Below are 21,857 nucleotides of genomic sequence, written 5' to 3' on the forward strand. Positions count from 1 at the left end.
GGCAGAGACCTCGTCGAACGGGCGTTGACGATGGCGGAGATCCTCCGGCGCGGGGTCGGGCAGTGGTGAGTACCATGGCGTGTCTCGACCTGTGGATGGCCGACTCGTCCCGGTCCATGCCGAAGTCAGGTGCACTCCCCCAGGCAAACCGGCTGACCGGGAGGAGGCCCGACCACCCCGCCATTGACCTGGGCTCAGCAGGGAACAGGGTGCCGCACCGCCGCAGCCGTCGAGTCGAATCCGGACCATCGATCAGCCCGATCATGCGAGCCGGCCAGTTCAACGCGACAGCGCCACGTCGGGCACGATCGTCGCGTGGTGGTAGCGCAGCTGCAGGCCCGCCTTGCCTCGTATCCAGATGGAGACGTGCCTCGACACGCGCAGCCCCTGTCGCGCCTGATAGGTGACCATGACCACCTTGTGACTGAGTTCCTGGACGTTCCAGTCCTCGGTGGCGACCTTCGGCCACTCATCCTCGCTGAGGAGGCCCGCGATGATTTGCTTGCGTGACCAGAGGCGTCCGGAGCGGCCGACCTCGGTGAACTCCGGGTGGAACAGCAACTCCAGCCGGGCCGCATTCGCCCGGGTAGGCGAGGTCAGCAGTTCCTTCTCAAGCCGAACGACGTCCTGACCCGATGCCTTGTCCATCCTCCAAACTTACGCACCCCTCGTATCACCCGCCAATCGAGTGCACTCCCACAAGCAGCTGAGCAGATCCCGGCCCGACGCCGAACCCCGGCCGTTTCTCGGCCAGTGACGCTCGCCGCGCGTCGACCTCCTGAGGCCCAGGCCAGAGCACGGAGATCCTTGCCGAAGTAGCCGTCCGCGCGTCCGCCGCGAGCTGACCGTCACACGACCCCGTGAGGCACAATGCCCGTCGCGCTCAGCCCCTGCACCCGTTGTCGGGCGGGGTCTGCCCGCGCCCGGGAGGCCCGCCCTGTCGCAGAGGCCGGAGGTGGCGGCACTCTCAGACAACTGGCCCAGCCGCGCCGTACTGCTCCGAGGAGTCCTGCCTCGACGAGTCGCCGGCCTGAGAGAACCGATGCAGCACGTCGCCCGGAGTGCACACCAGCGCGGTCTCGAAAGGCCGCCCCGCCATCTGCAGCCGGAAGACCTACCCTGACCGGGGCAAGCACAGCAGGCCTCGGGCTGTCCGCCGGCCCGTTCGACGCCCGACGCGCCTACTACAGCTGACTTCCCCCGCTTCAGTTGGCCTGTCGCGACGCGGAGACCCTTGCCACCCGCTCCACCGACGTGCGGTGAACCGCGACGTGCGCTCTGATCCCGTTGCTCGGCGATCACACCCTCGAAAGGCCCTCCCTTGGGAGTGCGCACGGCCCTTCGCATCAGAAGGTCAGCGTCGCGCCGGGGGTCAGCGTCGCATCGGGGTCAGCGTCGCGATGGAGGCCGCTGGTCAAGTCATCCGGGTCACGTTGACCTAAGCGCACCACTGGCCATCGCCAGAGGCGGAAGGCTGCAGGGGTGGCGCTTGAGGTCAGCTAGGTCACCTTGGAGGTTCCCGGCCCACTCGTGACGAGTGGGCCGGGAACCCCTATCCCCCTGAGCGCCAGCTGTGTCCCACCAGTCACAGGCACCGCTCACGTCCGGGATCCAGGTGCCCACCTGGAGCACCCTTCCCCTGCCCGAAAGGGTTCGAAGCGTGGCGTACTCGGCCACGGCACTCACTATGACGCACCCCGCCGACAAAAAGAGCACGTTTCACCGGAACGCCCACATCTTTCCCTGCGGGGGCGCTCCCAGAGCCACTCACGCACGCCGTCCACGCACCCTCGTCCCGTCTGGCGGCCCCCTCGGCAGCGATGAGCACGACACACTTGTCGTTGAGCGAATCTGGGGTGTGAACGTTGCTATCGTCGGTGGGCGGGAGGATTTGCTCATCACAAGGTCACGGCGTCCTCTGGTAGGCGAATGAGGACCGGCCTCCTGCCTCGCGGAGGTCGGGACGCGACCGGGTCGAGGGGTTGCAGGTGGTGTGCGGTTCTCGGATCCAAACCAGGGAAACTCGGGCACTGGACGATTCTCCGGGTCGACAGTTGCGTCTGTGCCACCGCGGCGGTCTAGCGGTCAAGGCTCGCGGCGGATCTACGCCGGCAATGTCCAGCGCGACGGTGCCGGCGATCGCCCCGATGACGGCGTGGGCGCCGGTCCTCCTCGTGGCGATGTGTGCTCGTGAGTACTCGGCCGGGAAAACCCGGTCCCTCCCTCCCCCGCGGCCGCCGCCACCGTCGGGGGTGTGATGAGCACGACACACTTGTCGTGGAGGGATTGTGGGTGTGTGAACGTTGACGTCGTCGGCGGGTGGGAGGATGTGCTCATCCTCTCCGGTCAGGATGTTCCGCCAGGGCCGCTGTGCGTTTTTCGTGGCCGGATCGGGGAGAAACGGGCACTGCACGATTCTCGGGTGGCGAGGCCAGTGTTTGTGGGGTGGGGTGGTGTGCGTTTCTCGTGCTGGGACCGACCAGAATCGGGCACTGAACGGTTTTCGGGCGACGATGCCGAGGGGCGTGCGGGGGCTGGGTCGCAGTGTGTGGGGGGTGTCGGGGCATGAAAAAAGAGAGAGCACCCGGCCCCGGGTGGGGGGTGGGTGCTCTCTCTTGTAAGTGTTGGTCCGGCGGCGTCCTAGTCTCCCACAGCGTCCCCGCTGCAGTACCATCGGCGCTGAGAAGCTTAACTTCCGGGTTCGGGATGGGACCGGGTGTTTCCTTCTCGCTATGACCACCGAAACAGTTATTGAACTGTACCACGAACAACCCTCACCCTCACAACCCGGAAGGATTGCGTGCGGGGGTTGTCTCGATCGTTGTTCGAGACATTACACAGTGGACGCGTAGCATCTTTGTAGAAGACAAGCCCTCGGCCTATTAGTATCGGTCAGCTCCACACATTACTGTGCTTCCACGTCCGACCTATCAACCCTGTGGTCTACAGGGGGCCTTACCAGATTATTCTGTGGGAGCCCTCATCTTGAAGCGTGCTTCCCGCTTAGATGCTTTCAGCGGTTATCACTTCCCAACGTAGCCAACCAGCCGTGCTCCTGGTGGAACAACTGGCACACCAGAGGTTAGTCCGTCCCGGTCCTCTCGTACTAAGGACAGCTCTTCTCAAGACTCCTACGCGCGCAGCGGATAGGGACCGAACTGTCTCACGACGTTCTAAACCCAGCTCGCGTGCCGCTTTAATGGGCGAACAGCCCAACCCTTGGGACCGACTCCAGCCCCAGGATGCGACGAGCCGACATCGAGGTGCCAAACCATGCCGTCGCTATGGACGCTCGGGCAAGATCAGCCTGTTATCCCCGGGGTACCTTTTATCCGTTGAGTCCTGGCGCTTCCATGTGCCACCAGAAGATCACTAGTCCCGACTTTCGTCCCTGCTCGAGATGTCTCTCTCGCAGTCAAGCTCCCTTGTGCACTTACACTCGAAACCTGATTGCCAACCAGGCTGAGGGAACCTTTGGGCGCCTCCGTTACCTTTTAGGAGGCGACCGCCCCAGTCAAACTACCCATCAGGCACTGTCCCTGATCCAGATAATGGACCTAGGTTAGATAACCAGAGTGACCAGAGTGGTATTTCAACGATGACTCCACCCGAACTGGCGTCCGGGCTTCACAGTCTCCCACCTATCCTACACAAGTCACACCGATCACCAATACCAAACTATAGTAAAGGTCCCGGGGTCTTTCCGTCCTGCTGCGCGTAACGAGCATCTTTACTCGTAATGCAATTTCGCCGAGTTCGTGGTGGAGACAGCGCCCAAATCGTTACTCCATTCGTGCAGGTCGGAACTTACCCGACAAGGAATTTCGCTACCTTAGGATGGTTATAGTTACCACCGCCGTTTACTGGGGCTTAAGTTCAAGGCTTCACACCGAAGTGTTGACCCTTCCCCTTAACCTTCCAGCACCGGGCAGGAGTCAGTCCGTATACATCGTCTTTCGACTTGGCACGGACCTGTGTTTTTAGTAAACAGTCGCTTGGGCCTGGTCTCTGCGACCCTCAACGCTTTCGAAGCAAGTTCTACTACGTATCAGGTCCCCCTTATCCCGAAGTTACGGGGGTATTTTGCCGAGTTCCTTCACCACGATTATCTCGATCGCCTTGGTATTCTCTACCTATCCACCTGTGTCGGTTTAGGGTACGGGCGGCTCATATCTCGCTCACGAAGCTTTTCTAGGCAGCATAGGATCACTCTAACCACACCACAAAGGTGTGGACACATCATGTCTCAGGCTCAATGAGACGCGGATTTGCCTACGTCTCACCCTACACACTTGACCCGGTATAGCCATACCCGGGAAGAGCTACCTTCCTGCGTCCCTCCGCAGCTTGCCTACTATAAGATCGGATCACAGACTCAACACAACCCCGACGACCCGAAGGCCACCAGAAGAAATGTCTCGCATGCTTAGCATCACTCACCTCGGCAGGGGCGATATTTCGCCGGTCACGGGAATATCAACCCGTTGTCCATCGACTACGCCTGTCGGCCTCGCCTTAGGTCCCGACTAACCCAGGGCAGATTAGCTTGACCCTGGAACCCTTGGATATTCGGCGGACGGGTTTCTCACCCGTCATTCGCTACTCATGCCTGCATTCTCACTCGTGTGCTCTCCACGACTGGGTCACCCCGCCGCTTCAACGCGCACACGACGCTCCCCTACCCATCCAAACAACCTTACGGTCAAAATATTTGAATGCCATAGCTTCGGCGGATAACTTGAGCCCCGCTAAATTGTCGGCGCAGAATCACTTGACCAGTGAGCTATTACGCACTCTTTCAAGGGTGGCTGCTTCCAAGCCAACCTCCTGGTTGTCTCCGCAACTCCACATCCTTTTCCACTTAGTTACCGCTTAGGGGCCTTAGCTGATGATCTGGGCTGTTTCCCTCTCGACAATGAAGCTTATCCCCCACTGTCTCACTGCCGCACTCTCACTTACCGGCATTCGGAGTTTGACTGATTTCGGTAAGCTGTTGGGCCCCCTAGACCATTCAGTGCTCTACCTCCGGTAAGAAACATGCGACGCTGCACCTAAATGCATTTCGGGGAGAACCAGCTATCACGGAGTTTGATTGGCCTTTCACCCCTATCCACAGCTCATCTCCTCGGTTTTCAACCCAAGTGAGTTCGGTCCTCCACGACGTCTTACCGTCGCTTCAACCTGGCCATGGATAGATCACTCCGCTTCGGGTCTAGAGCACGCGACTCAAACGCCCTATTAGGACTCGCTTTCGCTACGGCTACCCCACACGGGTTAACCTCGCCACGTACCACTAACTCGCAGGCTCATTCTTCAAAAGGCACGCCGTCACCCCGAAGGGCTCCGACGGATTGTATGCGATCGGTTTCAGGTACTATTTCACTCCCCTCCCGGGGTACTTTTCACCTTTCCCTCACGGTACTTGTCCGCTATCGGTCACCAAGGAGTATTTAGGCTTAGCAGATGGTCCTGCCAGATTCAAGCGGAATTTCAGGGGTTCCGCCCTACTTGGGGACACTCTCAAGAGTGGAAAGCTTACGTCTACAGGAGTATTACCTTCTCTGCTGTGGCCTTCGCAGCACACTTCAACTTCACTAACCATTTCTAACTCTTCGACCGTTCAACAGCACGGTCCGAGAGACCCCACAACCCCCCAGCTGCAACGCCTGTCAGCTATCACACAACTGAGGTTTGGCCTCTTCCGCTTTCGCTCGCCACTACTCACGGAATCACTATTGTTTTCTCTTCCTGAGGGTACTGAGATGTTTCACTTCCCCCCGTTCCCTCCAACTGCCCTATACATTCAGGCAGAGGTCGCCGGACATGACTCCGGTATTTCAAGGTTTCCCTATTCGGACATCCTCGGATCAAAGCTTGTTTACCAACTCCCCGAGGCTTATCGCAGGTTACAACGTCCTTCATCGGCTCTTGGTGCCAAGGCATCCACCGATCGCACTTAGTAGCTTGTCAATAATCTACAAAGATGCTCGCGTCCACTGTGAAATTCTCAAAAAACGAGCGAGCCCACCACCAACACCAGCCACCAACAGATGACCAGGCCCGGCAAATGGTCCGCAAGAAGGCGCCACCAACTAGGTAACCGACCCTTCAGGACCCAACAACGTGCAAACAAGCCACCCCACCACTTCCCACTCCCGGAAAACCGGGTTGTACTCACGGGGGATGACTCTCAGTCAATGTTCCACCAACCAGAACCCTCCAGCCGGGAACACATGCCCCGGAACTGAAGTGAATTGAACAAACCAACCACACGGGCCGGCCTGCCAAAAGCTCCTTAGAAAGGAGGTGATCCAGCCGCACCTTCCGGTACGGCTACCTTGTTACGACTTAGTCCTAATTACCGGTCCCACCTTCGACAGCTCCCTCCCAAAAAGGGTTAGGCCACCGGCTTCGGGTGTTACCGACTTTCATGACTTGACGGGCGGTGTGTACAAGCCCCGGGAACGTATTCACCGCAGCGTTGCTGATCTGCGATTACTAGCGACTCCGACTTCATGGGGTCGAGTTGCAGACCCCAATCCGAACTGAGACCGGCTTTTTGAGATTCGCTCACCCTCACAGGCTCGCAGCTCTTTGTACCGGCCATTGTAGCATGCGTGAAGCCCTGGACATAAGGGGCATGATGACTTGACGTCATCCCCACCTTCCTCCGAGTTGACCCCGGCGGTCTCCTATGAGTCCCCGGCATTACCCGCTGGCAACATAGGACGAGGGTTGCGCTCGTTGCGGGACTTAACCCAACATCTCACGACACGAGCTGACGACAGCCATGCACCACCTGTATACCGACCAAAAAGGGGCACCTATCTCTAGATGTTTCCGGCATATGTCAAACCCAGGTAAGGTTCTTCGCGTTGCATCGAATTAATCCGCATGCTCCGCCGCTTGTGCGGGGCCCCGTCAATTCCTTTGAGTTTTAGCCTTGCGGCCGTACTCCCCAGGCGGGGTACTTAATGCGTTAGCTGCGGCACGGAGAACGTGGAATGTCCCCCACACCTAGTACCCACCGTTTACGGCGTGGACTACCAGGGTATCTAAGCCTGTTTGCTCCCCACGCTTTCGCTTCTCAGCGTCAGGAAAGGTCCAGAGAACCGCCTTCGCCACTGGTGTTCCTCCTGATATCTACGCATTCCACCGCTTCACCAGGAATTCCATTCTCCCCTACCTTCCTCAAGTCTGCCCGTATCGAAAGCAGGCTCAGGGTTAAGCCCTGAGTTTTCACTCCCGACGCAACAAACCGCCTACAAGCTCTTTACGCCCAATAAATCCGGACAACGCTCGCACCCTACGTATCACCGCGGCTGCTGGCACGTAGTTAGCCGGTGCTTCTTCTCCCACTACCGTCACTCTCGCTTCGTCATGGATGAAAGCGGTTTACAACCCGAAGGCCGTCATCCCGCACGCGGCGTTGCTGCATCAGACTTCCGTCCATTGTGCAATATTCCCCACTGCTGCCTCCCGTAGGAGTTTGGGCCGTATCTCAGTCCCAATGTGGCCGGTCAACCTCTCAGTCCGGCTACCCGTCGAAGCCTTGGTGAGCCACTACCTCACCAACAAGCTGATAGGCCGCGAGTCCATCCCTGACCGCCGGAACTTTCCAACAACACCCATGCAGGCATCGCAGAATATCCAGTATTAGCACCTGTTTCCAGATGTTATCCCAGAGTCAAGGGCAGGTTACTCACGTGTTACTCACCCGTTCGCCACTCGTGTACCCCCGAAAGGGCCTTACCGTTCGACTTGCATGTGTTAAGCACGCCGCCAGCGTTCGTCCTGAGCCAGGATCAAACTCTCCGTTGAAAACATTTCAGCACCCACCAACCACCAGGCCGGCAGGAAAACACTGTCAACAAAAAGAAGACACTGACAAACAGAAACAACCAAAACTGGCTGAATCAATCAATCAATCTCAAAGAAAAACCGCGACACAACCACAAGGGCCATGCCGACGGGGTAAAAACGCGACAAACAACACAACCCCCAAAGAGGCCACATTGCTTGATGCATCAAAAAATTGGCATTGACTTAAAGCACGCTGTTGAGTTCTCAAGTTTCGGGTACACACCGCGCCAACCCAGACAAAAACCTGTCCAGACCAGCCGCGGGGCAACTCCACCAACCCTACTCCCCAAATCTCCACACTGTCAAAACAGCACTTCGAACCAGATCGTATCGAGTTGTTCGGCCGCCGAAGCGACCTGACCGACTTTACTCTTTCGTATTCACCCCGTCAAATCCATCGGATTTGATTCGGCGGGAATCAGAAGGAGTTGATCAACCGTTTCCGGAAATCCATTCGACCACGTCGCGTTTGCGACCTGTTGAACTCTACTCCCCATTTTCCTCGGCCGTCAAATTGGCCTTTCGGGGCAATTACGCTGTTGATTTGTCAGTCTGTCCGCCGAGGCGGACCACCACCTCCCTGAGGGGACCAGGCTCTGTCGACGGACCAAGTGGGTTCCATGCGAACGCACACTCGCCCGGTCAACGTTGAGTCTGGGATGGTGGCCCCGGGTCCGTCCTGTCTCCAGTCCGGTGCACCAACGGGGCTTAGTGAACTATACGGGGTCGATGGCCCGTTCGCAACTCACTGGTGATGCACGCGCGGCCGGCTCCCCGGAGGGGTGCCGGCCGCGCCAGCCGGGGTGCCTGGTCAGCCTCGGACCACGGCTCCCACCGTCTTGCGTCCCCGCCGCAGGATCGCGTAGCGACCGTGCAGGAGGAGCTCCCCCGTCAGCAGGAGTTCGGGGTCGGTCACCTTCTCGTTGTTCAGGTAGGCGCCTCCCTCGGCGACTGCGCGGCGCGCCGCCCCCTTGGAGTCCACGAGGCCGGCGGCGACGAGCGCGTCGACGATTGTCACGTCGCCGGCGACCTCGGCACCCTTGACCTCACGCACCACACCGTCGAGCGTGTGCGCGGACAGCTCCTGGAGCTCTCCCCTGCCGAACAGGGCCTGGGCGGCCGCGGCGGCGGCCTCCCGCTCCGCCCTGCCGTGCACCAGATCGGTCACGTCGTCGGCCAGGGCGCGTTGGGCTTCCCGCTTGTACGGGGCGTCGATCGTGGCCTGCTCGAGCGCCTCGATCTCCTCCCTGCTACGGAAGGAGAAGACCTTCAGGTAGTCGATGACCTTCGCATCCTCCGCGTTCAGGAAGAACTGGTAGAAGGCGTACACAGACGTCAGGTTCTCGTCGAGCCACACGGTCCCGGACTCCGTCTTGCCGAACTTGGTGCCGTCGGCCTTCGTGAGTAGAGGCGTGGCCATCGCGTGCACCTTGCCCTGGTCGCTCCTGCGGATGAGCTCGACTCCCGCCGTGAGGTTGCCCCACTGGTCGGAGCCGCCCGTCTGCAGCGTCACGCCGTGGCGCCTGTTGAGCTCGCGGTAGTCCATCGACTGCAACAGAACGTACGAGAACTCCGTGTAGGAGATGCCGGACTCGAGGCGTCGGGCCACGACGTCGCGCGCCAGCATGCGGTTGACCGGGAAGTGCTTGCCGACGTCGCGTAGGAAGTCCAGCACGGACATCTGGCTCGTCCAGTCGTAGTTGTTGACCATCGTGGCGGCGTTGTCCCCTTCGAAGGAGACGAACCGTTCGACCTGGGCGCGGATCTTGTCGACCCACCCGTGCACGACGTCAACAGAGTTCATCACCCGCTCCCCCGCCTCCTTGGGGTCGCCGATCAGGCCGGTGGCGCCGCCGACGAGCATGAAGGGCCTGTGGCCTGCCTGCTGGAGGCGGCGGGCGAGGAGGAGCTGGACGAGGTTTCCGGTGTGGACGCTCTGCGCCGTGGGGTCGAAGCCCACATAGAACTTGACGGGGCCCTCATCCAGGTGCGCCGCCAGGGCGTCGCGGTCGGTCGAGTGGGCGATGAGCCCACGCCAGGCAAGGTCGTCAAGAGTTGCGTTCACGAGGCCCAAGCCTAGGACATGACGCAGCCGGGGTCCTGTCCGAACCCCGGCTGTCCGTGACCTCAGGCGGTCGCCGCCCAGGCGCCCAACTCGGAGCGCGCGGCGTCCAGTTCGCCGAGCTGGTCTTGGACGCGGTCCGGGGCGGTGCCGCCGCGGCCGTTGCGCGAGGCGACGGAGCCCTCGACCGTGAGCACATCGAGGACGCCCTCGTCCAGGTGTTCGGAGATCTTCGGCAGATCCTCCCTGGACAGGTCCTGCAGCGTGGTGCCACCGGCCTCGCAGTACCGGACGGTCTCGCCAGCCACCTCGTGCGCGACGGCGAAGGGGACGCCGGAGCGGACCAGGTGGTCCGCCACATCGGTCGCCAGCGAGAAGCCCCTGGGCGCGACCTCCGCCATCCGCTCCGGGTGGAACGTCAGCGTCCCGACCATCCCTGCGACGGCGGGCACCAGCACGTGCAGCTGGTCAAGGCCGTCGAAGATGGGCTCCTTGTCCTCCTGCAGGTCGCGGTTGTACGCGAGCGGCAGCCCCTTGAACGTCGCCAGCAGCCCGGCCAGGTTCCCAATGAGTCGACCGGCTTTGCCACGCGCCAGCTCGGCGACGTCCGGGTTCTTCTTCTGGGGCATGATCGACGACCCCGTCGACCAGGCGTCGTCCAGCGTCGCGAACCCGAACTCCGCCGTGCACCAGAGGATCACGTCCTCGCTCAGCCGCGACAGGTCGACGCCGATCTGCGCGAGGACGTAGGCCGCCTCTGCAGTCAGGTCGCGCGCAGCGGTGCCGTCGATGGAGTTGGGGACCGACGAGTCGAAGCCCAGCTCCCGCGCGACGAGCTCGGGGTCCAGCCCCAGCGACGTGCCGGCCAGCGCTGCGGAGCCGTACGGGCTGACCGCGAGCCTGCGGTCGAGGTCGCGGAGCCGGTCGATGTCGCGCACGAGCGGCCAGGCGTGCGCGAGGAGGTGGTGGCTGAGCAGGATGGGTTGCGCCGACTGCAGGTGCGTGCGCCCGGGCATCACGGCGCCGAGGTACGTCGTCGCCTGCGCCGCCAGCGCCGCGATGACGCCGTCGACGTCCTGCGCGATGAGGCGGATCTCGTGGCGGAGGTAGCTGCGGATGAGCGTCGCGATCTGGTCGTTGCGGGACCGGCCTGCGCGGATGCGGCCACCCAGCTCCGGTCCGACGATCTCCTTGAGCCCGCGCTCCAGTGCCCCGTGCACGTCCTCGTCGGAGTCTGCCGCGACGAACTCGCCCGCCTCGACCCGTCGGGCCAGCTCTGCCAGGCCCGCGTCCATGGCATCGGCCTGCCCCTCGTCCAGCAGGCCCGCCGCCCGCAGGGCCTTCGCGTGCGCGCGCGAGCCGGCGATGTCGTGCAGCGCCAGCCGCCAGTCGAACTGCGTCGACTTCGACAGCGCGAACATCGCGTCGCTCGGCCCGCCGGCGAACCGACCGCCCCAGAGGCGTCCCTGATCTGTGCTCACAACTGCTCCCTCTCCGCCGGCCTTCCGGTCCGGGTCATCTCCGAGATCTGTCCGACCGTCGACTCTGCGGCCTCTTCGTCCGTGGCGATCACCAGGAGGGTGTCGTCGCCTGCGATCGTACCGAGGACGCCGTGGAGGCAGGCCTGGTCGAGGTACGACGCGAAGTACTGCGCCGCCCCGGGCGGCGTCTTGATGAGGATCTGGGTTCCGGCGTGCCGGATGGACTGCAGCAGCTCGGCACACAGCCGGGCCAGCTTCTCGAGGACGGCGTCCTCCCCCTCCTCCAGTGCCGCTGCGTACACGAGGGCGCCGCCCACGGCCCGTTGCCTGACGGCGCCCAACTCGAGGAGGTCCTTGGACAGCGTCGGCTGGCTGACGACGATGCCGTGCTCCCCCAGCGCGTCGATGAGTTCCCCCTGCGACGTGAAGCGCGCCTCCTGCAGGAGTTGCCGCAGCACCGCGAGGCGCCCGGTGCGGGTCGGGTTAGCCATGGGCGTCCAGCAGCCCGGGCAGCACGGCGACGAAGCCCTCGAGGTCCTCGCGCGTCGAGATAAGGGGCGGGGCGACGCGAAGCACCCCGGGGCGCGGCGCGTTGATGATCCAGCCCGCCTCCAGCGCGGCATCCGCCACCCGGGGGGCGATGTCCTCGGTCAGGACGACGCCGAGCAGCAGCCCGCGGCCCCGGACCTCGGCGATCTTCGGGTGGCCCAGTTCCCGGATCGCGTCGGCCAGCCAGGCGCCGACGGCGCGCGCGTTCTCCAGCACGCCTCCCTCGAGCTGGTCGAGGACGGCGTTGCCCGCGGCTGCGGCGACGGGGTTGCCGCCGAAGGTGGTGCCGTGGAGGCCGGGGGTGATCAGCCCTGCGGCGGGTCCGGAGGCGAGGCACGCTCCGATGGGGAAGCCGTTGCCGAGCCCCTTGGCCAGCGTCACGAGATCCGCGACGATGCCGTCGGCCCGGTGGGCGAGATACTCACCGCTGCGCCCCATGCCGGTCTGGACCTCGTCGATCCAGAGCAGCGCGCCCGCCTCGCGGGTGATCCGCCGCGCCTCCGCGAGGAATCCGGCGGGCACGGGCACGACGCCGTTCTCCCCCTGCACCGTCTCCAGGATGACGGCGGCCACGGTCTCATCGACCGCGGCGGCCAGCGCCGGGGCGTCGCCGAACGGCACGAAGGTCACGTCTCCGGGCAGCGGCTCGAACGGCGCGCGGTACTTCTCGGAGGAGGTCAGCGCCAGCGCCCCCATGGTACGTCCGTGGAAGGAGCCCTCCATCGCGATGATCCGGGTGCGTCTGGTCAGCCTCGTGATCTTGAAGGCCGCCTCGTTCGCCTCGGTTCCGGAGTTCGCGAAGAACACGCGCGTCTCGGCGGCCCCGGTCAGCGCGGCGAGGCGCTCGGCGAGGCGGATCTGCGGCTCGCTGGCGAAAAAGTTCGAGACGTGCCCCAGCTGGTGGAGCTGGTCCGTGATCGCCCGCGTCACCGCAGGGTTGGCGTGGCCGAGCGCCAGGACCGCGATGCCCGACAGCAGGTCGGTGTAGCGCCGGCCGTCGGCGTCCCAGACGTGGACTCCCTCGCCGCGGGCGAAGACCCGCTTGGGTGCACCGAAGGCGTTCATCATGACTGCGTCGTAGCGGTGGATCAGCTGATCCTGTGTCATGCTCCCGGCTCCTCGTTCGTGACCATGGTGCCCACGCCCTCGTTCGTGAAGATCTCGAGCAGCAGGCAGTGCTTAACGCGTCCGTCGATGACCGTCGCGGACGTGACGCCGCCCTCAACCGCACGCAGGCAGGCCTCCATCTTGGGGATCATGCCCGCATCGAGCGACGGCAGCATCGCCCGGACCTCGTCGGTGCCGATCTGCGTGATGATCGACTCCTCGTCGGGCCAGTTCGCGTAGACCCCCGCGACGTTGGTCAGCATCACGAGCCGCTTCGCCCCGAGCGCCACGGCGAGGGCCGCCGCCGAGGTATCGCCGTTGATGTTGAGCGCGTTGCCCTGCTTGTCGGGCGCGACCGTCGCGACGACGGGGATGCGCCCTGCGTCGATCAGGTCGATCAGCGAGCTCGGGTCCACCGCGTCGACGTCGCCGACCAGCCCGAGGTCGATCTCCTCGTCGCCGACCTGCAGCCCGCGCCGGGTCGCGCTGAACAGCCCGCCGTCCTCCCCAGACATGCCGACGGCGAAGTTGCCGTGCTGGTTGATCAGGTTGACGAGCTCCCGGCCGACCTGGCCGACGAGCACCATCCGTACGACGTCCATCGCCTCCGGGGTCGTGACGCGCAGCCCGCCTCGGAACTCCGACACGATCCCCAGCCTGTCGAGCATCTCGGTGATCTGCGGCCCGCCGCCATGCACGACCACCGGCTTCACGCCGACGCGCTTGAGGAACACGATGTCCTCGGCGAACGCCCGCTTGAGGTCGTCGTCGATCATCGCGTTGCCGCCGTACTTGATGACGACCGTCTCCCCCGCGTACTGCGCGAGCCAGGGCAGCGCCTCGATGAGCGTGGATGCCTTGGTGAGGAGCTCAGGGTGCCGCTGCACCAGGGTCTTCGGGCTCATGTCGAGTACTCCGCGTTCTCCTTGACGTAGTCATAGGTGAGGTCGTTGGTGAGGATGGTGGCGCTCCGGTCGCCTGCGTGCAGGTCGACGGTGACGCGGACGTGGCGGCCGCTGAGGTCGACCAGGTCGCGCGGTTCGCCGATCTGCCCGGCGCGGCAGACCATGACGCCGTTGAAGGAGACGTCGAGGTCGTCGGCGTCGAAGGCGGCGTCGGTGACACCGATGGCGGACAGCACGCGACCCCAGTTGGGGTCGCCGCCGAAGATCGCGCACTTGAACAGGTTCGACCGCGCGATCTCGCGGCCGACGACCTCTGCGTCGCGTTCGCTCGCAGCCCCGGTCACCTCGATGGCGATCTCGTGCGCGGCGCCCTCGGCATCGGCGATCAGCTGAGCGGCGAGATCCTGGCACAGCGCGGTGAGGGCCGCCGTGAACTCTGCGGCCCCGGGGGCGACGCCCGAGGCACCCGACGACATCAGGATGACCGTGTCATTGGTGGACATGCACCCGTCGGAGTCGGCCCGGTCGAAGCTCAGCCGGGTGGCCTCCCGCAGCGCCCCCTGCAGAGCGTCCGCGGGCAGCTCGGCGTCGGTCGTCAGCACGACGAGCATCGTTGCGAGTCCGGGGGCCAGCATGCCGGCGCCCTTGGCCATCCCGCCGATGCTCCAGCCGGCGCCCTCGACAACGGCCTCCTTCGGGACGGTGTCGGTCGTCATGATGGCCCTGGCGGCGTCGGGGCCGCCGTCGGAAGCCAGGTTAGCGGCCGCGTCGTCGACGCCGGCGAGCAGCAGGTCCATGGGCAGGCGTACGCCGATCAGGCCGGTGGAGCACACCGCGACGTTGTCCGTGATGAGGCCGAGCCGGTCCGCGACGCGCGAGGCCGTGGCCGCCGAGTCGGCGAAGCCCTCCGGCCCCGTGCAGGCGTTGGCGCCGCCGGAGTTGAGGATGACGGCCTGCAGCTGGCCGTCCGCCACTGCCTGCCGCGACCACTTCACGGGTGCGGCGAAGACGCGGTTGCTGGTGAAGACCGCGGCGGCGGACATGGACGGGCCGAGGTTGCGGACCAGCGCGACGTCGGCGCGGCCGCTCGGCTTGAGGCCGGCCGTGACGCCGGCCGCGACGAATCCCTGGGGTGCGGTGATGCTCACGGGGCCACTCCTACCGTGCTGAGGCCGGAGCCCTCGGGCAGGCCGAGGGCAAGGTTCATGGACTGCACCGCGCCGCCGGCGGTGCCCTTCGTCAGGTTGTCGATCGCGCTGATGGCGATGAGCCGTCCGGCCGTCTCGTCGACGACGACCTGGACGATGACGCGGTTCGAGCCGACGATCGATGCGGTCTGCGGCCAGACGCCCTCGGGGAGCAGGTCGACGAAGGGCTCGTCCGCGTAGAAGGCCTCGAAGGTGGCGCGCGCCGTCTCGGTCGTGACGCCGGGCGCGACGGGCGCGGAGCAGGTCGCGAGGATGCCACGCGGCATGGGCGCCAGGGTCGGGGTGAAGGAGACGACGACCTGCTCGTCGGTGACACCCGAGAGATTCTGGGTGATCTCGGGCGTGTGCCGGTGGATGCCGCCGACGCCGTAGGGGCTCATGGAGCCCATCACCTCGGAGCCGAGCAGGTTCGCCTTCAGGGACTTGCCGGCGCCGGAGGTGCCGCTGGCGGCGACGATGACGATCTGCGACGGGTCGACGAGCGAGCCGGCGACCGCGGGCAGCAGTGCGAGCGTGCACGCCGTCGGATAGCAGCCGGGGACGGCCACGCGGCGGCTGCCGGCCAGCGCCTCGCGCGCCCCGGGGAGCTCGGGCAGCCCGTACGGCCAGGTGCCCGCATGGGGCGTTCCGTAGAACTTCTCCCACTGCGTGGCGTCGTTCAGCCTGAAGTCCGCGCCCGCGTCGATGACGACGACATCGTCGCCCAGCTGCTCGGCGATCGCCGCAGAGGTGCCGTGCGGCAGCGCGAGGAACACGACGTCGTGGCCGGCGAGCACCTCGGCGCTCGTCTCCTGCACGACGCGGTCGGCGAGCGGTGCGAGGTGCGGCTGATGCTGGCCGAGGAGATCGCCGACGCTGGAGTTCCCGGTCAGCGCCCCGATGCTCACGTCGGGATGGGCAAGGAGGAGCCGGAGGAGCTCGCCCCCCGCGTAGCCGGTGCAGCCTGCCACTGCGACTGAGTAGGTCATGGGCGTGAGTATTCCACGCAATCGATAGATATTCAACAGGCGGGCCGGTACGATTCCATCAGACTTCTACTCCGAGGAGGCGCCGTGGCCGTCCTGCGATCGATCCTGACGTTCCTGCTGCTCGTGGCGGCCGGGTTGTCCGTGCTGACCGGGTCGGTCGCCCAGTGGGCCGACAACGCCGCGAGGACCTCCGGCCCCCTGCAGGAGATCGTCGGCCCGGTGTCCCGGGACGCGGGGGTGCAGGCCGCCCTCTCGTCGACGCTGACCCGCGTCGCGACCGACAAGATCCCCACCATCAGCGCCGCCGTGCCCGGAATCGCAGCGCACCTCGAGACCCTGATCGGCCAGGCGGTCGAGGCGACGCTGGCCGACGAGGGCATCGACCAGGCGTGGGTGACGTCGATCGACAGGACGCGGGCCGGCATCGTGTCGGAACTCGACGCCTACGCCGACGACCCCAGCCAGACCCCGACCCTGTGGTTCGACCTCACGCCCTTCGTCGACGTGCTGGCCGCCAAGCTCGGGGCGCTGACGAACGACCAGCGCGTGGAGGTCTTCATCACGGAGATGGACTGGACCGACAAGGTGCGCGTACCGCTGGGCCGCCCCGACACCACTCAGCTCGACACGGCGACGCAGGCGCTCGAGGTCAGCGCGCAGTGGCGCTGGTTCTACGCGGCGGGCGCGGTACTCGCGCTGGTCGGGCTGGCGATCGGCACCCGCAGGGCCCGCTGGGTCTGCCTCCTGCTCGCGGCGCTGCTCACGGCGGCCGCGACGACCCTGGCCTCCGTGGCCCTCGAGTTCCTGTCGCTGCCCTCGGGCTCGACGCTGACCCCCGCTCTGGTCGCGGCGCTGGCCGACGGGGCGCTCACGTCCTTGTCGGCGTGGCTGTCGCCGCTGACCGCCGTCTGCCTGGGGGTCGCGGCGTTCGCGCTGGTTGCCCTGATCGTGATGTCCGTCATCGGGCGATGGGCGCCCGCGAGCTGACCCCGTCGACGAAGATGCCGACGCCGCAGGCGAAGTCCTGCTCCGCACGTCGGACATCGAAGCTCGTCAGAACCCCGAGGGCGTGCATCTGCGACTGCGTCTGCTCCGTGACCGCCTGCCCCAGGACGAGGTGCAGCAGCGCCCGGGCTGTCGGCCCCGGCATCGCCACGCCGGCCTCAGCCAGCCTGTCGACGGCCGGCACCGTCGGGTCGATGCCGCCCAGCCCCAGCGCGAGCGAGGAGGCGACCAGCTCCGCGCCGTCGCGACGGGCCAGCAGCGCAGCTCTCAGCGCCGAGGCCCACGCGAAGAGCCACTCCCCGAGGGGCAGCCCCGCCTCGGGGACGTCCACGGCGTTGAGCACCTCGTCCGCGAGGGCCGCGAGCAGGCTCTGCTTGTTGGGGACGTGGTAGTACAGCGCCCCGGCCTGCACGCCGAGCGTGTCCGCGACGCGCCGCATGCTCAGGTCGCCGAGGCCGTAGGTGTCGAGGATCTCGAGCCCCGCCCCGGTGATCGCCGCCCTACTGAGCGCCATCGGTCGACTCCCGCCGCTCGAACCAGCCGGAGGTCGCCACGGGAACGAACCCGAGTCGCGTGTTGATGGCGAGCATGTGGGCGTTCTCCGACGCGTTACCCGTGACGACCCGGCGGGCCGCAGGCCGGGCGTCGCCGAGCTCGATGAGGTTGCGGCACTTCATCCACAGCCCGAGGCCGTGGCCGCGGTGCGGCCCCACCACGAGCGTGTCCCACTGGTCGCCGACCTCGGGGCGCGCCGGGTCGTGGATCAGCCGCGTGAAGCCGACCAGGGCTCCGGTGCGACGGTGCCGGGCGGCGGTGATGATCTGGGTGGCACCGGCGAGGTCGAGTCGGGCGTCGGCGAGGCGCACGCGGGCCGCGTCGAAGGCCTCGGCCTCCAGCTCCGCTTCCCCCGTCGGAACGTCGGTGCTCATGGTCTCCATGAGGCGGGCGACGTCGTCCAGGTGGCCGGGCGGAGTCGCTCCGACCCAGCTCACCAGCTCGTAGTCGTCGCCGGCCGCGTCCGCCGCCTCGCCCAGCATGCCGAGCAGCCGGTTGCGGTCGGGCAGCATGAGCCGGGACATCGTCTCGACCTGGGCGAGGCGGAATCCGTGGGCGAGGAGGAAGCCGGCGCGCGGGGAGGCCGGGTCGATGACGCCGTCCCCGTCGCGCGCGCTGAGGCCCCCCTCGGCCGGGTCCCGACGTGTCTCCCAGGTCCAGGCCTGGACGATCGTGCGCCCGTCGGCCCGCGCCGTCTCCAGCGCGGCCTCCAGCAGCGCGCCGCCGATGCCGCGCCCCCTGCTGTCGCGCTCGACGGCCACCGACACGTACGCGATGCACCGGTTGTCCTGCTGCGGCAGATCCAGCGTCGCGACCCCGACCATGCGTGAGTCGACCGACGCGCCGAACCAGTGGGTGCTGGTGTGCGGGTTGGGATCGCACTCGGCCCACCGCCGCAGCGCTGACTGGCCGAGGTCGGCGTCACCGGCCGTCTCAACGAGGACCTCGTCCCACAGCCGGGCGTCCAGCTCGAAGGGCGCGAAACCGGGGCCAGCGGGGTCCGTCGGGCGAGGCAGGCGCGTGATCTCCACGGGCCCCACCCTACTTCGCGACCCTCGGCATAGGATCGGAGCATGGGCAGCTACCACAAGCCAGTCAGGCGTCCCGGCGACGTGATCGAGGTTCTCAGTGGGTCCGGCGACCCGGCCGACGTGACGGCCCTCGCACATGACACTGCGCACGCGTTACTGAGTCGGGTGCGCGGATCCTCCGATCCTCAGCTGGTCGAGGCCGTGATCGCGTACGCCGACGAGCACGGGATCGACGACGTGGCGGAACTGTGGTCAGGAGCGGAGGCCGACACCCTCCCCGGCGCGCTGTGGCGCCTCTATCTGCTGCGCTTCACGGTCGCCGACAACCCCGCCGGGGCCGGGTACCGCTTCCGCAGCGGCCTGATGCTCGACACTGTCGGCCAGGCGCTGGCCGGCGCCGGCAACATGCCCACCCCCGAGGAGGTCGTCGATCTGGCCACCGAGATCCTGCGCGGCGCCTTCAGCGGCGACTTCGACGTCGCCCTCGACAGGGCCTCGGGCTTCGCCCGTGTGTTGGCGGTCGGCTCGAACGAGCTGGCCGGCTCCGATTCAGCCGACTCCGAGGCTGAGACGCGGCTGGCGACCGGGCTGGCGAAGATGTCTCAGGAGCTGGCCGAGGCCGCCCGCCTGTGGCGCGCGGATCGGCTGGATTGACCCACGCGTTTGGCAGCAACGGTAGAGTGGGCATCGCCGGGCCGCGGTAACCCCGGGCTCCACTATTTGCCGCCTCGAGCGGCCACACGCCGAGAGGCGTTCCGCGGTCCGGCCTTCAGTTCAGTTCGGCCGCGGTACACAGGCGCACCTGCGGCGGGAACAGCCCCATCACCTGCAGAGCGGCCGTCTGGTTCTCCGGCGTCGAGCCCGCGCAGCCGTCTGTGACCACCGTGATGCGCGCTCCCGCGTCGGCCGCCGGGAGAACCGTCGAGATCACGCAGCAGTCGGTCGACACCCCGACGACCACCAGATCCGGGGCCTCACCGACCAGCGGGGCCAGCGCCTCCCACTTGCCGAACGTCGGGGCGTCCACAACCGCCGCGTCGACGGCGGCGAGCTCGTCGACCAGCGCGAGGTAGGGGTCGTCTGAGGCACGGTCGGCGAACGGCCAGGCCGCCATGTAGTCGCGCCACGAACCGACCCTCTTCTCCGGTGCGGGCGGCACCCAGCGGGTCAGCAGGGTGCGACCGGCGAACCGCGGCAGCAGCGTGGAGATCACCTCGAGTGCCCCGGGCCACAGGGGCGAACCCCACTCGCTCGCAGGGTCCGCGAAGATCCGCTGTCCGTCGATCACCACGAGCCAAGCGTTGTCAGTCATGCGTCGAGTGTTGCAGCAGGGCGGCGTCGAAGGCGTCGATCTCGGCGCGCGTCGGGCAGGTGGCCGGCCCCAGCCGCGTCACGGTGATCGCCCCGGCGATGTTCGCGCGTCGGCAGGCCTCGGCCCAGCCTGTGCCCGCTGCGCGCTCCGCGAGGAGCACACCCGTGTGGGCGTCGCCGGCGCCGTTCGTGTCGACGGGGCGCCGCGGGTAGCCGGGCACGCTGGTGACCACGCCGTCGGCCTGCACTGCGCAGCCGGCCGGCCCGTCGCGCACGATGCTGATCGCCCCGTCCGGGAGGAGCCCGGACATCGCTGACGCCGCGGCCGCCATGTCGAGGTCGCCGACCAGAGCCCGCGCCTCCTCGAGGTTCGACGTCCACACGCTGGTCGCCGACAGCATCTCGTCGCGGATCTGCGCCGGGAGGCCGGCGAACGCGGCCCCCGGGTCGAGCACGACCGGAGCCCCAGTCGGCAGCGACGGGAGCCAGGTGAGCAGCGGGTCGCGCGTCGAGTCGACCGCGAGCGTGTACCCCGTGACGCACACCAGGTCACCGGGACGAGGGCGCGCAGACGACAGAGCCTCGACGGTGAGCCTCCGCTCCGCGCCCTGCAGCGTGACGAACGTCCGCTCCCCCGTCGGCTCGACCAGCACGACGCACAGGGCGGTATCGAGCTCCTCCACGGGATCTGCGGACCAGACGACGCCCTCCGCCGCCAGAGCGGCGCGCACGAGGTCGCCGTTCGGACCCGTCCCGATCGCCCCGGCGTGCACGCACGCCGCTCCCGATCGGGCGGCCGCCGCGAGGATGTTGACGGCCCCGCCCGCGGACTGGCTCCACCGCTCGCCCATCACGTTCTGGCCGCGCGCCGGCAGCGCGGGGACAGTGGCGGTGGCATCGACGAGGGCCTGACCGGTGTGGATGACGCGGGGCATGAGGTGCACCCTAGGCGATGCGCGGACTTGCGCCTCTCTGGCACGCTAGAGAGGTGAGTCCTTACGCGACAGAAGACACCTGGTTCCGCATCGGCCGACTGCAGGTCACCTCGACGATCGCGGTGGTGCTGCTCGGCGCCGTCGGCATGCTGGCCTGGGTGTTCAACACCAGCCTGCCGAACTACCTGCTGTACGCGCCGCAGCTGCTGTCCTCCGGCCAGGTCTGGCGGGTCTTCACCTGGCCGCTGGCCGACGGGATCTCGCTGTGGAGCATCCTGAACCTCGTCCTGCTGTGGTACTTCGGCCGCGACCTCGAGTCCCGCCTCGGCAAGGTCAAGATGGCCTGGCTGTACGGGGGGATCTGGCTGGCGCTCACGCTCGCCACGTCCGTGACTGGCTTCCTGCTGACCGGCGCCTACGCGGCTGGCCTGCAGATGGTCGAGTTCGTCATCCTCCTGGTCTGGATCGCGGAGTACCCGACGCGCCGCTTCTTCTTCAACATCCCGGCCTGGGTCTTCGGCGCCGTGATCGTCGGCCTGCAGGTGCTGCAGTACATCGGCTACCGCATGTGGCCCATGCTGGTGAACCTGCTGCTGTCGCTGATCCTGGTGGCGATGGTCGCGCGGGCGCTCGGCCTGCTGGAGTCCTACCCCTGGATCCCCGGGGCGGGTTCCTCGAGGCCCAGGCAGGCGAAGGCGCACCGCCCGTCGCGGGCACAGCAGAGGGCCCACAACCGGCGGCTGAGCGACGACGAGCGGATGGACGAGCTGCTGGACAAGATCAATGCGCAGGGCATCCACGCCCTGACCAAGTCCGAGCGCGCCGAACTGATGAAGCTGCGCGAGCGTCGCCACTGACACCCATCCGACAGCACGAG

Annotated in this window: 15 protein-coding genes and 3 rRNA genes; 3 read left to right on the top strand and 15 right to left on the bottom strand. The window is 66.3% G+C overall.

The features are described 5' to 3' along the window. Positions 1-279 precede the first annotated feature (279 nt). The 11 genes from QH948_RS08750 to argC form a co-directional block, all read right to left on the bottom strand. The gene (locus QH948_RS08750) at positions 280-648 is read right to left on the bottom strand and encodes a nuclear transport factor 2 family protein (RefSeq protein WP_281144061.1); all 369 of its coding nucleotides are present in this window, start codon (positions 646-648) and stop codon (positions 280-282) included. Between the two features lie 1,979 nt (positions 649-2,627). Continuing rightward, a 5S ribosomal RNA gene (gene rrf / locus QH948_RS08755) occupies positions 2,628-2,744 on the bottom strand. A 118-nt stretch (positions 2,745-2,862) separates the two neighbouring features. Continuing rightward, positions 2,863-5,970, bottom strand: a 23S ribosomal RNA gene (locus tag QH948_RS08760). A 329-nt stretch (positions 5,971-6,299) separates the two neighbouring features. Beyond that, positions 6,300-7,821 (bottom strand): 16S ribosomal RNA (locus QH948_RS08765). The 16S, 23S and 5S rRNA genes sit together here, the layout of an rRNA operon. Before the next feature lie 853 nt (positions 7,822-8,674). Beyond that, positions 8,675-9,928, bottom strand: coding sequence for a tyrosine--tRNA ligase (gene tyrS / locus QH948_RS08770; protein WP_281144062.1), 1,254 nt, complete (start codon positions 9,926-9,928; stop codon positions 8,675-8,677). A gap of 62 nt (positions 9,929-9,990) precedes the next feature. Next, a complete protein-coding gene (gene argH, locus QH948_RS08775; RefSeq protein ID WP_281146171.1) occupies positions 9,991-11,346 on the bottom strand; it encodes an argininosuccinate lyase in 1,356 nt (451 codons plus the stop codon). 56 nt (positions 11,347-11,402) lie between these two features. Continuing rightward, on the bottom strand, positions 11,403-11,897 hold the full coding sequence (locus QH948_RS08780; RefSeq protein WP_281144063.1) for an arginine repressor: 495 nt from the start codon (positions 11,895-11,897) through the stop codon (positions 11,403-11,405). Beyond that, positions 11,890-13,062 carry an acetylornithine transaminase gene (locus tag QH948_RS08785; RefSeq protein WP_281144064.1) on the bottom strand — a complete coding sequence of 391 codons (1,173 nt, stop codon included), beginning with the start codon at positions 13,060-13,062 and terminating at the stop codon, positions 11,890-11,892. Before QH948_RS08785 ends, QH948_RS08780 begins: the two co-directional genes overlap by 8 nt. Then, positions 13,059-13,967 carry an acetylglutamate kinase gene (gene argB, locus QH948_RS08790; protein WP_219083814.1) on the bottom strand — a complete coding sequence of 303 codons (909 nt, stop codon included), beginning with the start codon at positions 13,965-13,967 and terminating at the stop codon, positions 13,059-13,061. The genes QH948_RS08785 and argB overlap by 4 nt, the downstream gene beginning before the upstream one ends. Continuing rightward, on the bottom strand, positions 13,964-15,115 hold the full coding sequence (argJ, locus tag QH948_RS08795; protein WP_281144065.1) for a bifunctional glutamate N-acetyltransferase/amino-acid acetyltransferase ArgJ: 1,152 nt from the start codon (positions 15,113-15,115) through the stop codon (positions 13,964-13,966). Before argJ ends, argB begins: the two co-directional genes overlap by 4 nt. Further along, complete coding sequence (argC, locus tag QH948_RS08800) at positions 15,112-16,143, bottom strand: N-acetyl-gamma-glutamyl-phosphate reductase (RefSeq protein ID WP_281144066.1); 1,032 nt, start codon at positions 16,141-16,143, stop codon at positions 15,112-15,114. The genes argJ and argC overlap by 4 nt, the downstream gene beginning before the upstream one ends. Before the next feature lie 84 nt (positions 16,144-16,227). Between argC and QH948_RS08805 the strand changes: the two genes are divergently transcribed. Beyond that, positions 16,228-17,130: a hypothetical protein gene (locus QH948_RS08805; protein WP_281144067.1), complete on the top strand. Its 903-nt coding sequence runs from the start codon at positions 16,228-16,230 to the stop codon at positions 17,128-17,130. Here QH948_RS08805 and QH948_RS08810 read toward each other — a convergent pair. Next, positions 17,102-17,662: a TetR/AcrR family transcriptional regulator gene (locus QH948_RS08810; RefSeq protein WP_281144068.1), complete on the bottom strand. Its 561-nt coding sequence runs from the start codon at positions 17,660-17,662 to the stop codon at positions 17,102-17,104. The genes QH948_RS08805 and QH948_RS08810 overlap by 29 nt on opposite strands. After that, positions 17,649-18,734, bottom strand: a complete 1,086-nt coding sequence (locus QH948_RS08815) for a GNAT family N-acetyltransferase (protein WP_281144069.1) — start codon at positions 18,732-18,734, stop codon at positions 17,649-17,651. Before QH948_RS08815 ends, QH948_RS08810 begins: the two co-directional genes overlap by 14 nt. Before the next feature lie 42 nt (positions 18,735-18,776). Here QH948_RS08815 and QH948_RS08820 point away from each other — a divergent pair, with 42 nt between their 5' ends. Next, a complete protein-coding gene (locus QH948_RS08820) occupies positions 18,777-19,388 on the top strand; it encodes a hypothetical protein (protein ID WP_281144070.1) in 612 nt (203 codons plus the stop codon). Between the two features lie 115 nt (positions 19,389-19,503). Here the strand turns inward: QH948_RS08820 and QH948_RS08825 are convergent, their stop codons facing one another. Both QH948_RS08825 and QH948_RS08830 read right to left on the bottom strand, forming a co-directional pair. Beyond that, the gene (locus QH948_RS08825; protein WP_281144071.1) at positions 19,504-20,046 is read right to left on the bottom strand and encodes a cysteine hydrolase family protein; all 543 of its coding nucleotides are present in this window, start codon (positions 20,044-20,046) and stop codon (positions 19,504-19,506) included. Beyond that, complete coding sequence (locus QH948_RS08830; protein WP_281144072.1) at positions 20,039-20,980, bottom strand: PfkB family carbohydrate kinase; 942 nt, start codon at positions 20,978-20,980, stop codon at positions 20,039-20,041. Before QH948_RS08830 ends, QH948_RS08825 begins: the two co-directional genes overlap by 8 nt. A 53-nt stretch (positions 20,981-21,033) precedes the next feature. On the opposite strand from QH948_RS08830, the gene QH948_RS08835 reads away from it, so the two are divergent. Continuing rightward, positions 21,034-21,837, top strand: a complete 804-nt coding sequence (locus QH948_RS08835; protein ID WP_281144073.1) for a rhomboid family intramembrane serine protease — start codon at positions 21,034-21,036, stop codon at positions 21,835-21,837. Positions 21,838-21,857: the final 20 nt, after the last annotated feature.

This window comes from Tessaracoccus lacteus (assembly GCF_029917005.1).
Classification (GTDB): Bacteria; Actinomycetota; Actinomycetes; order Propionibacteriales; family Propionibacteriaceae; genus Arachnia; species Arachnia lactea.

Bases quoted from the DNA above. Each gene is read 5' to 3' on its own strand.
- QH948_RS08825 (WP_281144071.1), bottom strand. From the start codon at position 20,046: ATGACTGACAACGCTTGGCTCGTGGTGATCGACGGACAGCGGATCTTC.
- QH948_RS08780 (WP_281144063.1), bottom strand. From the start codon at position 11,897: ATGGCTAACCCGACCCGCACCGGGCGCCTCGCGGTGCTGCGGCAACTC.
- QH948_RS08810 (WP_281144068.1), bottom strand. From the start codon at position 17,662: ATGGCGCTCAGTAGGGCGGCGATCACCGGGGCGGGGCTCGAGATCCTC.
- QH948_RS08750 (WP_281144061.1), bottom strand. From the start codon at position 648: ATGGACAAGGCATCGGGTCAGGACGTCGTTCGGCTTGAGAAGGAACTG.
- argH (WP_281146171.1), bottom strand. From the start codon at position 11,346: ATGTTCGCGCTGTCGAAGTCGACGCAGTTCGACTGGCGGCTGGCGCTG.
- argC (WP_281144066.1), bottom strand. From the start codon at position 16,143: ATGACCTACTCAGTCGCAGTGGCAGGCTGCACCGGCTACGCGGGGGGC.
- QH948_RS08820 (WP_281144070.1), top strand. From the start codon at position 18,777: ATGGGCAGCTACCACAAGCCAGTCAGGCGTCCCGGCGACGTGATCGAG.
- QH948_RS08785 (WP_281144064.1), bottom strand. From the start codon at position 13,062: ATGACACAGGATCAGCTGATCCACCGCTACGACGCAGTCATGATGAAC.
- argB (WP_219083814.1), bottom strand. From the start codon at position 13,967: ATGAGCCCGAAGACCCTGGTGCAGCGGCACCCTGAGCTCCTCACCAAG.
- QH948_RS08830 (WP_281144072.1), bottom strand. From the start codon at position 20,980: ATGCCCCGCGTCATCCACACCGGTCAGGCCCTCGTCGATGCCACCGCC.